10 protein-coding genes are annotated in these 12,464 nt (G+C 59.5%); 8 read left to right on the forward strand and 2 right to left on the reverse strand.

Features of this window, described 5'->3' with window-relative positions; translation table 11 throughout:
* The first annotated feature begins 141 nt into the window (after positions 1 to 141).
* The 7 genes from HYPDE_RS12640 (at position 142) to HYPDE_RS12670 (ending at position 8,279) form a co-directional block, all read left to right on the forward strand.
* Complete coding sequence (locus HYPDE_RS12640; protein ID WP_015598871.1) at positions 142 to 876, forward strand: SDR family NAD(P)-dependent oxidoreductase; 735 nt, start codon at positions 142 to 144, stop codon at positions 874 to 876.
* A gap of 68 nt (positions 877 to 944) precedes the next feature.
* Entirely contained in the window at positions 945 to 1,880 is a 936-nt protein-coding gene (locus HYPDE_RS12645) for a LysR family transcriptional regulator (RefSeq protein WP_015598872.1), read from the forward strand.
* 177 nt (positions 1,881 to 2,057) lie between these two features.
* Positions 2,058 to 2,588 carry a formate dehydrogenase subunit gamma gene (locus HYPDE_RS12650; protein ID WP_015598873.1) on the forward strand — a complete coding sequence of 177 codons (531 nt, stop codon included), beginning with the start codon at positions 2,058 to 2,060 and terminating at the stop codon, positions 2,586 to 2,588.
* A complete protein-coding gene (locus tag HYPDE_RS12655; protein WP_015598874.1) occupies positions 2,585 to 4,150 on the forward strand; it encodes a formate dehydrogenase beta subunit in 1,566 nt (521 codons plus the stop codon). The genes HYPDE_RS12650 and HYPDE_RS12655 overlap by 4 nt, the downstream gene beginning before the upstream one ends.
* A gap of 56 nt (positions 4,151 to 4,206) precedes the next feature.
* Positions 4,207 to 7,104, forward strand: a complete 2,898-nt coding sequence (gene fdhF, locus HYPDE_RS12660) for a formate dehydrogenase subunit alpha (RefSeq protein WP_015598875.1) — start codon at positions 4,207 to 4,209, stop codon at positions 7,102 to 7,104.
* A gap of 30 nt (positions 7,105 to 7,134) precedes the next feature.
* The gene (gene fdhD, locus HYPDE_RS12665; protein ID WP_015598876.1) at positions 7,135 to 7,953 is read left to right on the forward strand and encodes a formate dehydrogenase accessory sulfurtransferase FdhD; all 819 of its coding nucleotides are present in this window, start codon (positions 7,135 to 7,137) and stop codon (positions 7,951 to 7,953) included.
* A gap of 41 nt (positions 7,954 to 7,994) precedes the next feature.
* Complete coding sequence (locus HYPDE_RS12670; protein WP_015598877.1) at positions 7,995 to 8,279, forward strand: formate dehydrogenase subunit delta; 285 nt, start codon at positions 7,995 to 7,997, stop codon at positions 8,277 to 8,279.
* Positions 8,280 to 8,337: 58 nt separating this feature from the next.
* Here HYPDE_RS12670 and HYPDE_RS12675 read toward each other — a convergent pair whose 3' ends face one another.
* Entirely contained in the window at positions 8,338 to 10,422 is a 2,085-nt protein-coding gene (locus tag HYPDE_RS12675) for an elongation factor G (protein WP_041321267.1), read from the reverse strand.
* A 372-nt stretch (positions 10,423 to 10,794) separates the two neighbouring features.
* Here HYPDE_RS12675 and HYPDE_RS12680 point away from each other — a divergent pair, with 372 nt between their 5' ends.
* Positions 10,795 to 11,040, forward strand: a complete 246-nt coding sequence (locus tag HYPDE_RS12680; RefSeq protein ID WP_015598879.1) for a hypothetical protein — start codon at positions 10,795 to 10,797, stop codon at positions 11,038 to 11,040.
* A 90-nt stretch (positions 11,041 to 11,130) separates the two neighbouring features.
* On the opposite strand, the gene HYPDE_RS12685 is transcribed toward HYPDE_RS12680, so the two are convergent.
* The gene (locus tag HYPDE_RS12685) at positions 11,131 to 12,333 is read right to left on the reverse strand and encodes a pyridoxal phosphate-dependent aminotransferase (RefSeq protein ID WP_015598880.1); all 1,203 of its coding nucleotides are present in this window, start codon (positions 12,331 to 12,333) and stop codon (positions 11,131 to 11,133) included.
* Between the last annotated feature and the right edge of the window lie 131 nt (positions 12,334 to 12,464).

Consider the following 12,464-nt stretch of genomic DNA (forward strand, 5'->3'; position numbering starts at 1 on the left):
TGACCCGTCTCCGGCGTACCCGAATCGGGGCGCTGTTTAGGTCTCGTTAGGGCGAATCGCCGTGGTATCGTACGGCCGACAGCGCTTCTCGCGTTTGCCGGTGTTGCGTTTTTGTTGAGCAGGGGATTAAGCGCCATGTACATGGATCGTATCAGTACGAGTGCCGATGGGTACGTAACGAGCGAGTTCGCGCAGGCGCGCATCCTCATAACAGGTCTTACGGCAACGTCGGGTATCGACATTGCGCGTTCCTTCGCCGATCTCCAAGCGCGACTTATCGTTCATACTGCGGAGCTTTCTCCCGAGCTGATCGAACTTGCCGCGGTTCTCACTCAAACGGCCGGCGACATCCGCCTGCATACGCAGAACATCTCCAGCGCCAACAGCGCAGCAGTCTTCGCGCAAACATCAGCGCAGGCGTATGGCGGGCTCGACGCTGCCATCAATATGGCTTCGATCTCTGCGGCCGAACTCGCGGCCGTCAAGCGTGACAGCGATCTCGACAGGCTCATATCCGACAAGCTCGCGCCGCTTGCGCAACTGACGCGCATCATCGCCAATCGCATGTGCCTCATCTTGAGCGAGGGTCTCATTCTCAATGTCTTGAAGATGCCTCATCCCACAAGCGGCCGGGAATCGGCGGTGGCCGCCTACGCACGCACGGCGCTGGCGGCGATGACGGCGAAAGAAGCGCACGCGTGGGCGCCGCAGGGCATTCGCATCAATTCGGTCGGTCCCTCTGTCGTAGGAGAGCGGCAAGCCGGGGCGGTGCTTACGAACGAGCCGGACGTTGCGACCCTTGCGCTTTATCTCGCGTCGCACAAAGGCCGGAGGCTGTCGGGGCATGTTTTCGATGCGGATGGGATGGCGTGCTGAAACCGCGCAATTGCATTCCAGTATGGAAACATTGATGATTGCCGCTCTCTCAGCATAGAGAGCATTTTATGGATATCCGGCAGCTTCAGTACCTCGTAGCGCTGGCGCGCGAAAAGCATTTCACGCGCGCAGCCAGCGCCTGCCACGTCACGCAACCGACGCTCTCGGGGCGCATCCGGCAGCTTGAGCTTGAACTCGGCGTTCCGATCGTCGAGCGCGGTCAGCGCTATCAGGGCCTGACGCAAGAGGGCGCCCGCGTTCTCAAATGGGCGCAGCTCATCCTCAACAATTGGGCGTCAATGCATCAGGAGCTGGCGCACCTCGCGACCAGCGATTTCGGACTGACCGGACGACTGGCCTTAGGGGCCATTCCGTCGGCGCTACCCATGATTCCGTATCTGACGCAGGCCGTCAGAAAGTTGCACCCGCATATCGATTTCACCGTCATGTCGTTGAGCTCGGAAGAAATCCTGCGGGGTCTCGACGATTATTCGCTCGATGCGGGCATCACCTACCTCGACAACGAGCCGATCAATGGCTTGATGGCAACGTCACTCTATACGGAGCGCTACAGCCTGTTCCTTCCCGCGGATCACGCGCTCGCCGCGCAGGCATCGGTGACTTGGCGCGAGGCCGCGGAGCTGGCGCTCGGACTGCCGACTGCGAACATGCAGAATCGCCGGATCATCGACCGCGCTTTCCGCGTGGCCGAAAGCCACCCGGAACCGGCGCTGGAGACGAATTCGGTCGTCAATCTCTATTCCAGCGTAAAATTGATGGGTCTCGCGAGCATCATGCCGGAATACATCGTCGGTATTTTCGGGGACGATCCGGATGTCCGCGCCGTTCCGCTGACCGCGCCAAACATCTCTCAAAATGTCGGACTGATTACCCCCGATCGCGATCCGGTCGCCCCTTTGATCCGGGTTTTTCGCGAGACCGCCGCGGCTTTTTCGACACATGGGTTTGCTGCGGTGCGGGCGAAGAAGCCGAAGATTGCTTGAACTACGGACACATCATTAGTTTTCGCAATGCAGCATTGATAACGCCAATGATTGGATCGGTGATACCGATTTGATCGGAACAGCGAAATAAAACACTAGAAAAACCGCGACGAAATGCGCATCTAAATAAGCAATTCCGCCGAAGAATTATCGCGGCAGCCTAGGGAAACGCCTCGCATGGCGAAGAACGTTACACGATCACCGAAAGGGCCTCGGAAGCAAGAGGTTAAAGCCTCGACTCCTGCGCAAGTGGCCGCGTTGTCGATTTGCGCACGCCACGGCAACAAACCTGACGAGTTGCTCGAAATTTTTCACGAGATGCAGCACGAGCTTGGCTACGTGCCTGAGGACACACTCCCGGTAATCGCCACGGCGCTTAATCGTTCGCGCGCCGAGATTTACGGGGTTTTGACGTTCTACCATGAGTTCCATCGCCATCCTGTCGGCAAGCATATCGTCAAGATCTGCCGTGCCGAAGCGTGCCAATCCATGGGCACGGAGGAACTCTGCCGGCATGCGGAGGCCAGGCTCAACATCCCGCTCGGCGGCACGACGGCCGACGGTACTGTTACGATTGAACAGGTTTTCTGCCTTGGAAACTGCGCCCTTTCGCCGGCCGTCATGGTCGGTGAAAAGCTTTATGGCAGGGTCGATCCCGAGCGGTTCGACGAGATCATCGCGGGCCTCGAAAAGGAGGCTGCGGAATGATCACCGTATTCGTCCCGTGCGATGCTGCCGCCCTCTCGATGGGCGCCGACGATGTCGCAACCGCCATCGCGAGCGAAGCCAAGAAGCGCAAGGCTAATGTCCGTATCGTTCGCAACGGCTCGCGCGGCATGCTCTATCTCGAACCGCTCGTCGAAGTCGAAACGCCGAAAGGGCGCGTCGCTTATGGACCGGTGGCCGCGAAAGACGTTGTGAGCCTCTTCGACGCCGGATTTCTCGAAGGCAAATCGCACAAGCTCGGACATGGGCTGACCGAAGAAATTCCCTACTTCAAGAACCAGGAGCGGCTGACGTTCGCGCGCTGCGGCATCACCGATCCATTTTCATTAGAAGACTATCGCAAGTACGGCGGTTACGACGGCCTGGCAAAGGCCCTCGCGATGAAGCCGATCGACATTATCAATGAGGTGACGACGTCGGGCCTGCGGGGACGCGGCGGTGCCGGCTTCCCGACCGGCATCAAGTGGAAAACCGTCCACGATCTCGCCAGCAACCAGAAGTACGTTGCCTGCAACGCCGACGAAGGCGACAGCGGCACGTTCGCCGACCGCATGCTGATGGAGGGCGACCCCTTCTGTCTGATCGAAGGCATGACGATCGCGGCCGTCGCCGGCGGCGCCACCAAGGGCTATATCTACGTCCGCTCGGAATACCCGCACTCAGTCCATAACCTGCGCAAGGCGATCGAGATTGCACGCGAGGCCAACTGGCTTGGCGACAATATCCAGGGCTCGGGATACTCGTTCGATCTCTTCGTGCGCATGGGCGCCGGCGCTTATATCTGCGGCGAAGAGACGTCGATGCTCGAAAGCATCGAAGGCAAGCGCGGGCTCGTGCGCTACAAGCCGCCGATCCCTGCGATCGAAGGTCTCTTCGGTAAGCCGACGATCATCAACAATGTGATGAGCTTCGCGGCGGTGCCGATCATCCTCGCGAAGGGCGGCGAATTCTACAAAAACTACGGCGTCGGCCGGTCGCGCGGCACGCTGGCGTTCCAGCTTGCCGGAAATATCAAACGCGGCGGTCTTGTCGAGAAAGCTTTCGGCGTCACGACGCGGCAGCTTATCGAGGACTGGGGCGGCGGAACCCACAGCGGTCGGCCGGCTCGCGCGGTGCAGGTTGGCGGTCCGCTCGGCGCCTATCTGCCTGAATCCAAGTTCGACGTGCCGATGGACTACGAAGAATTCGTCAAGATCGACGCGATGGTCGGCCATGGTGGCCTCGTTGTCTTCGACGACACGGTCGATATGGCGCAACAAGCGCGCTTCGCGATGGAATTCTGTGCCATCGAAAGCTGCGGCAAGTGCACGCCGTGCCGAATCGGATCGACGCGCGGCGTCGAGGTCATCGACAAGATCATCGCCGATATCGATCGTGAGAAGAACGTCGCGCTGCTTGAAGACCTTTGCGTCACAATGACAGACGGCTCGCTGTGCGCATTGGGCGGGCTGACGCCGTTGCCTGTCCGAAGCGCGTTGCACGAGTTTCCGGACGACTTTCACAAGCCGGCGCCCAACAAGTTTCTTGCTGACGCCGCGGAGTAGCTCTCAGGATCAGACGACCTCAACGAGGACGCACAATGAACCAGCACGTTAAGCCGATGACCCTCATCAAAGAGACGGACTACGGCACCAAGACACCCGAAGTTCATGAGACGACCAAGATGGTCACGCTTGAGATCGACGGTCGCGAGATCACGGTGCCCGAAGGCACTTCGATCATGAACGCCGCGATGCAGCTTGGCATCCAGATTCCGAAGCTCTGCGCTACCGATAGCCTCGATGCGTTCGGCTCCTGCCGCCTTTGTCTTTGCGAGATCGAAGGACGTAAGGGTACGCCGGCGTCGTGCACGACGCCGGTTGCGCCGGGCATCAAGGTCGCGACGCAGAACGCACGCCTCGCAAAGCTCCGTCGCGGCGTGATGGAGCTTTACATCTCCGACCATCCGCTCGACTGCCTCACGTGCGCTGCGAACGGCGACTGCGAACTTCAGGATATGGCTGGCGCTGTCGGTCTCCGGGAAGTCCGCTATGGCTTCGACGGCGAGAACCATGTCTACGCAAAGCGCGCCGATGGGTCGGCCAACGACAGGTTCAGACCAATCGATGACTCGAACCCTTATTTTCAGCTGGAGCCATCGAGGTGCATACTTTGCTCTCGGTGCATACGCGCCTGCGACGAGGTTCAGGGCACTTTCGCTCTGACGATCGACGGCCGCGGTTTCGCCTCCTACATTGCCTCAGGCATGAGTGAATCGTTCCTAGCTTCGGAATGTGTCTCGTGCGGCGCCTGCGTGCAAGCTTGCCCGACGGGTTCCTTGATCGAGAAGTCGGTCGTCGACATAGGTCAGCCGGAGCATTCGATCATCACGACGTGCGCCTATTGCGGCGTCGGCTGCGCCTTCAAAGCCGAAATGCGAGGTGAAGAAGTCGTCCGCATGGTGCCGTACAAGGATGGTGGCGCCAACGAAGGCCATTCGTGCGTGAAGGGTCGCTTTGCGTTCAGCTACGCGACACATAAGGATCGCGTCCTGACACCGATGATCCGCGAGAAAGTTACGGATCCTTGGCAGGTCGTGACCTTCGACGAAGCGATCAATTACGCCGCGAAGCGCCTCAAAGAAACGCAGGAGAAATACGGCCGGAAATCAATTGGCGCCGTCACGTCCTCGCGCACGACGCTGGAGGAGATCTATTCCGTCCAGAAGCTCGTGCGTGCTGCTTTCAATAACAACAATGTCGATACGTGCGCCCGCGTTTGCCACTCTCCGACAGGCTATGGCTTGAAGGTGACGTTCGGGGAAGCCGCCGGAACGCAGGATTTCAAGAGCACCGATAAAACCGACGTCATGCTGGTCATCGGCTGCAATCCGACGGACGCTCATCCGGTCTTCGGCTCACGCATGAAGAAGCGGATTCGCGAGGGCGCCAAGGTCATCGTCGTCGATCCGCGGCGCATCGATCTCGTCGACTCGCCGCACGTCAAAGCCGATTATCACCTGCAGCTCATGCCCGGGACCAACGTCGCGGTCGTGAATGCCCTTTGCCACGTAATCGCAACGGAAAATCTGATCGACCGGAAGTTCGTCAACCGCCGCTGCGAAAAGACCGACTTCCACCGCTGGGAAGAGTTCATCAAGCGGCCGGAGCACTCACCGGAAGCCATGGAGCCAGTCACCGGCGTTCCGGCCCAGATGGTGCGCGAGGCGGCACGCCTCTTTGCTACGGGCGGCAATGCCGCGATCTATTACGGCCTCGGCGTTACCGAGCACACGCAAGGCTCGACGGCCGTCATGGCGTTGGCCAACCTTGCGATGGCGACGGGCAACATCGGCCGCGAAGGCGTCGGCGTGAACCCGCTCAGAGGCCAGAACAATGTGCAGGGCTCCTCCGATATGGGTTCGGCGCCGCACGAATATCCTGGCTATCGCCACGTCTCCAACAAGGATGTGCGAGACATCTACGAGAAGGAATGGGGCCTTAAGCTCGATGATGAGCCCGGACTGCGCATTCCTAACATGTTCGATGCCGCAATCGACGGATCCTACCGCGGCATGTTCATTCACGGCGAAGATATCGCGCAATCCGATCCCGATACGCATCACGTCGAAGCGGCGCTGAAGGCCATGGACATCGTGGTCGTGCAGGATCTCTTCCTGAACGAGACGGCCGCTTTCGCACACGTGTTCCTGCCGGGCACCTCGTTCCTCGAAAAGGACGGCACGTTCGTCAACGCCGAGCGTCGCGTCAATCGCGTTCGCAAGGTCCTGAAGGAAAAGCAGGGCGTACCGGAGTGGGAAATCGTCAGTCGACTCGCGACGGCGATGGGCTATCCGATGCACTACAATTCCGCGTCCGAGGTCATGGACGAAATTGCGAGAACGACCCCGCCGTTCCAAGGCATCTCATATGAGCGCCTTGACGAGCTTGGTTCGGTCCAGTGGCCGTGCAACGAACAGCATCCGACAGGTACGCCCATCATGCACACGGACGAGTTCGTGCGCGGCAAGGGCCGGTTCATGCTGACGGCGTTCATGGCAACCGACGAGCGCGCAAGCAACAACTTCCCGCTCATCCTGACGACCGGACGTATCCTGTCGCAATATAATGTCGGCGCTCAGACGCGGCGCACCGACAATATGGCGTGGCACCCGGAAGATATTCTCGAAATGAACCCCTATGACGCGGAAATTCGCGGCATGAAGGATGGGCAGATCGTGTCGCTTACGAGCCGCGCCGGCGCAACGACGATCCGGTTGAAGATTTCCGACCGCATGCCGCAGGGCGTCGTCTACACGACGTTCCACCATCCGGGCACGGGCGCCAATCTCATTACGACCAGCAATTCGGACTGGGCGACCAACTGCCCCGAATACAAGGTAACTGCGGTTCAGGTGGCGCCTTCGAACCAGCCGTCCGACTGGCAGGCCGAGTGGAATACGCGCAATATCGAAAGCAAGCGTATTGGCACGGAGAAGAAGCTGGAACCGGCGGAATAAGTCCGCCGGCCTATCTCAAAATCACTTACAATGAGCGTGATATCGAACGTGATTTCGCAACAGGGCGGGGACGAGGAGTTTTGCTCTTATCCCGCCTTGGGTGAAGCCGTGGTTGCCGGTTCAGTGCAGCCGGTAACGTGGCAACTGCCGCACGAAACACCCGTGGCGCTGCAAATCAATTCCGAGCCTTATACCGTCATGATGGCGACGCCGGCCGATCTCAGGGATTTCGCGTTGGGCTTTCTTATCGGCGAAGGCATCCTGAAAAACCCGAAGGAGATTCGGGGTATCCTCGTGATGCCTGGTGATGAGGGCGTCACGGTCGATATCGCGGTTCCGGAAGCGGCTCTCGAGACATCGCGTCTCGCGCGGCGCTCGGTGGAAGGCCGGGCGGGTTGCGGGCTCTGCGGTCTCGAGGATATTGCCTCGGTCGTCCGCCCGTTGCCGGTCCTGGAACGGCGGTGGGCACCAACGCCGGAAGCGATTGAACGCGCTGCCGCCACGTTGTTTCAGCATCAGCCGATGAATCAATTCAACCGCTCTGTGCACGGTGCAGCGTGGGTCTCGCGTGACGGCGAGATCAAGCTCGTGCGCGAGGACGTCGGACGCCACAACGCCCTCGACAAACTGATCGGCACGTTGGTACGCGATGAGTTCGATATCCATGACGGCTTCGTGCTGATGACGAGCCGTTGCAGCTTCGAACTCGTACAAAAGACGGTAACGGCGGGCATCGGAGCGCTCGTCACCGTTTCGGCCCCGACATCGCTAGCGCTCGATCTCGCGCGCAAGTCCAATCTGTTCCTGGCGGCGCTCGCCAAGGGCAAACCCGTTGTCTTCAACTCCTGACGCAGACATGTTCTGCTCACCAACTTAATCGCGGTAGGTAGATGGAAAAAGAAGTTCTTATTCAGATGGCCAACCAGGTCACCGCATTTTGGTCCGTCTATCCGAAAGGCGAAGCGCTGGAGAGCATCGCGAGGCACATTCACAGTTCATGGGAACCGAGGATGCGCGACGAGATGAAGACGATCATCGACGACGGGGGTCAGGGTCTGGCGCCGCTTTTTGTCGAGGCCATGAAAGACTATTTCAAAGGTCCGAAAACTCCGACCAAATCCAATCCTTCAGGTGCGTCGGAACCAAAACCCAAGACCGGCTCACCGGCGGCGTAATCATTTCGCACGCTAAAAAAGGGTAGCGAGAGCCACCCTTTCTGCATTTCGTCAGCCATCACTCGGCGGCGGCTCTGTTTGCTGCGAGCACCTGATCCTTCAATCTGCCCGACACTTCGGCCAAGTGATCGAAGCCGAACGTGAACGAGCCGACGCCGGCGGTCGCCGATCGGAGATCGATAATCAGGTTATCCATCTCCGCTTCCGGTATGTGCGCCTCGATCACGTCCCAGCCCGGCCAGCCGGGCCGCGCGTCAAATCCGAGAATCTGCCCGCGCCGTTGCGAGATGATGCCGTTGATGCGTGCATTTGCTTCGGACGGCACCGCGATCGAAACGGCCATGACCGGCTCGAGCAGAACCGGGTTGCACTTCGGCATCCCTTCCGACATCGCGAGCCTCCCTGCCTGCCGGAATGCCATGTCGGATGAATCGACCGTATGGTACGAGCCATCCGTCAGCGTCACTGCGACGTCGACGACGGGAAAGCCGAGCGGGCCTTCCGTCAGGTAGTCGCGCACGCCGATCTCGACCGACGGGATGAAGTTGCGTGGGATTGCGCCACCGGTGATTGTCTCCGCGAACGTAATGCCGCTCGAGCGCGGCAACGGCTTGATGTCGAGCTTCACGTCGCCGAACTGTCCATGACCGCCCGACTGCTTTTTATGACGTCCGCGGACTTCGGTTGCCGAGCGTATCGTCTCCTTGTAGCCGACCCGGCGCTTCTCACGCAGGACTTCGATGCCATACTTCCGCATCAGCCGTTCGAGCGCGACGCGCAAATGCATCTCGCCCTGACCGTGCAGCAGGATCTGATGCATGTCGGCATTGTGCTCCAGCGTCAGCGAGGGATCCTCGTCGATCAACTTCGCGACGGCCGAGGACAGTTTCACTTCATCTTTGCGGTCCTTGAGCCCGAGGCCGATCGCGAGAACGGACTGCGGCGGTTTCGGCACCGGGATTTGCGTCACCGTGGATTTTCCGACGCCGATCGTCTCGCCCGAGCGAATAGCGTCGAGCCGGCCAAGCGCGACGGTGTCGCCCGCCCTGGCGCCTCCGCATTTCGTCGTTTCCTCCCCGCGGATCGTGAAGATGCCGGCCACGCGAACCTCTTGTCCGTCGCCGCCCGTAACTGTGGCATTATCCGGAATTTCTCCAGCAAGAACGCGCGTAAACGATAGCTTGCCGCCCGATTTCGTATGCACGCTTTTGAAGACGTAGGCTGCCGACTTGACGTTCTCGAGCTTGTGTCTCTTCGCCGTGTCTTCGACGAAGGGACATTCGTGCCGGAGCGCTTTCAGAAGCCGCATGATGCCATACCCTTCCTGGGCGGAGCCGAGAAGAACGGGGCAAATCATGCCGTCCTTCAACTCTTTCGTAAGATCGTCGAACACGCGATCGTTGGGCGGGGGAATGTCGGCGAGCAACTGCTCCATCAAGTCGTCGTCGTAATCGGCGAGCTTCTCAAGCATCTGGAAGCGGGCTTCCTTCTCGCGCGATGCGATAGCGGACGGCAACTCGATGATCTTGCTTTCGGCATGCTCGCGATAGACGTAGGCGCGTTCGGATGCGAGATCGACAAAGCCGGTCGCGATGCCGTTTTCCCAGATCGGAATCTGGCGCAGGACAAGGGGCTTGGCGCTTGCCGGCTGCAGACCTGGTATGATGTCGCGCAGGGGGGTTTGCGAGACATCGATCTTGTTCAAGAAAATCAGATGCGGAATTTGAGCGTCTTCGAGTTGCTTCAGGATCACCTGCAGGGCGGCGACGCGTTTCGGGTCGGCTTCGCACACCACAACGGCCATATCGCAGGCCGGGAGAGCGAGCGTGCCTTCGTAGGCGAACTCAACCGATCCTGGGCAATCGATGACTGTGAACTTGTCGTCGAGGAAGGATATGTCAGCGACGTTAACGCCGACGCTCATGGCGTGCTCGCGCGCTTCGGGAGCGTTGTCGCCAACCGTCGACTTGGCTGCGATCGATCCAGCTCTGGATATGCCGCCGGTGCGTGCCAGAATAGCTTCGAGAAGAGTAGTTTTGCCGCTTGCGAAGGGCCCGATCAGCGCGACACAGCGTGCGCCTCGGACCCCACCTCTGCCTCCTTGAGCGCCGTTTCTGCCCTTCGGGCCATCTGAACTTGTCATGATTGCCTCCGACGTTGCGAGGCGCAGACCCACGCTTGGCCGCCACCCCGCACCTCGGAAGGGTACGGCAGGGACGATGCTCGCTCGAAAGTCAGCGCGGCACAACAGTCTTAACCGGGGTCCGCCGCACAGTTTCGTGAAACTTTCTTATTGCGATGCGGTAGGCATTCGGACCGGCATGCAAATTACTGCAACGCCGAAACTACTTTCACCTCGGGGCGTTAGGCCATATCTCAAAATGCAAAAAACGCTTGAATAACTTTAAACATGCATCATCATGAACTTATCCGTGTTTGGCGCGTTTTAAGGGGCACTAGCGCAGGATTCGGAGAGAGCCAGAGGGATTTTGGCTCAGAGATGCGAGGCTGGGTTATGAGTATCGAATCACTGATGTCCGCGGCGAATGCCGCCGGGTACGTGATGGCGGTCGAAGACCAACTTCCGGATACCTTCGGTATCGAGCCGACGGTGTTCGAGTTCAAGTCGCAGCCCACGACTGCAATCGCGATTTGGCGCCCGGTTGTACCTGATATCGACGGACGACCCCTGAGCGGGCACATCTCGCATGCTTGGGACTGGTTTACCGGTCACTTTGTCGGCAACGGCGCGACGGCCTGAGGCAGGCTTAGTTATGTTATTGAGAATTGCAAAGCGCGCGAAAACCTTCGCGCGCTTTTGATTCAGACTGGCGGCTTCCGCCGCGGCCTCCTAAGTGAGATTTCCGCAGAAACGCTGGATCCGAGTGCACGCTTCCTTCAGTGCCTCGGTCGATGCCGCGTAGGAGACACGGAACGACGGTGAGCCTTCGAACGCCGCGCCATGAACGACCGCGACGCCCTCTTCTTGCAGCAGCGCCGTCACGAACGCTTCATCGTCGGCGATCTTGGCGCCGCTCTGGCTCGTCTTGCCGATCAAAGCCTTTATGCTCGGATAGACATAAAATGCGCCCTGCGGATTGGGGCACTGCAGTCCTCTTGCCTGGTTGAGCATGCCGACGACGAGATCGCGACGTTCGACAAAGATCTTGTTGTGCTTTGCGATGAAGTCCTGCGGTCCGTTCAAGGCTTCGACACCGGCCCACTGCGTAATCGACGATGGATTCGACGTCGATTGCGACTGCAATTTGCGCATTGCATTGATGAGCTGTTCGGGGCCTGCGGCATAGCCGAGACGCCAGCCGGTCATGCAGTAGGCCTTCGACAAGCCGTTCATCGTCAGCGTGCGCGGATAAAGGCGCGGCTCGACGGCTGCGGGCGTCGCGAACTTCAGACCGTCGTAGAGCAAATGCTCGTACATGTCGTCGGTCAGAACCCAGACGTGCTCGTGCCGTAGCAGCACGTCTGTCAGCGCTTTGATGTCGCCGGCCGAATACGCTGTGCCGGTCGGATTCGACGGCGAATTGAAGATGAACCACTTCGTCTTCGGCGTAATCGCCTTTTCGAGCGCCTCGGGCTTCAGCTTGTAACCGTCTTCTAGCGTCGTCGGTGCGAAAACCGGCTTGCCGCCGCCGAGCAGAACAATGTCCGCGTAAGAGACCCAGCATGGAGCCGGAATCACGACTTCGTCGCCCGGATTGAGAGTTGCGAGAAGTGCGTTGTAGAGCACCTGCTTGCCGCCGGTCCCAACCGATACCTGGCTCGGCTTATAATCGAGGCTGTTGTCGCGCTTGAACTTTGCGACGATCGCCGCCTTGAGTTCCGGAATGCCGTCGACATCGGTGTACTTCGTCTTGCCCGCGTCGAGGGCGCGTTTCGCAGCTTCCTTGATATTCTCCGGCGTATCGAAGTCGGGCTCGCCTGCCGACAGTGAGATGATGTCCCGGCCCTGGGCCGCGAGTTCGCGAGCTTTCGTCGAAACGGCGATGGTGGCGGACGGTTGGATACGATTCAAACTGTCGGCGATGAAGCCCATGAGACGCCTGTCAAAAGGAGGAGTGCGAATAGTTCATTTCGCGGTTGCGAAAGGAGCGGCGCGGACCCTAATTCCAATGATTTGCGACTGCAAGCCGACGTTTTGCCAATCTCACAGCGCTGCCGCCGCAG

This window comes from Hyphomicrobium denitrificans 1NES1, from assembly GCF_000230975.2.
GTDB classification, from domain to species: Bacteria; Pseudomonadota; Alphaproteobacteria; order Rhizobiales; family Hyphomicrobiaceae; genus Hyphomicrobium_B; species Hyphomicrobium_B denitrificans_A.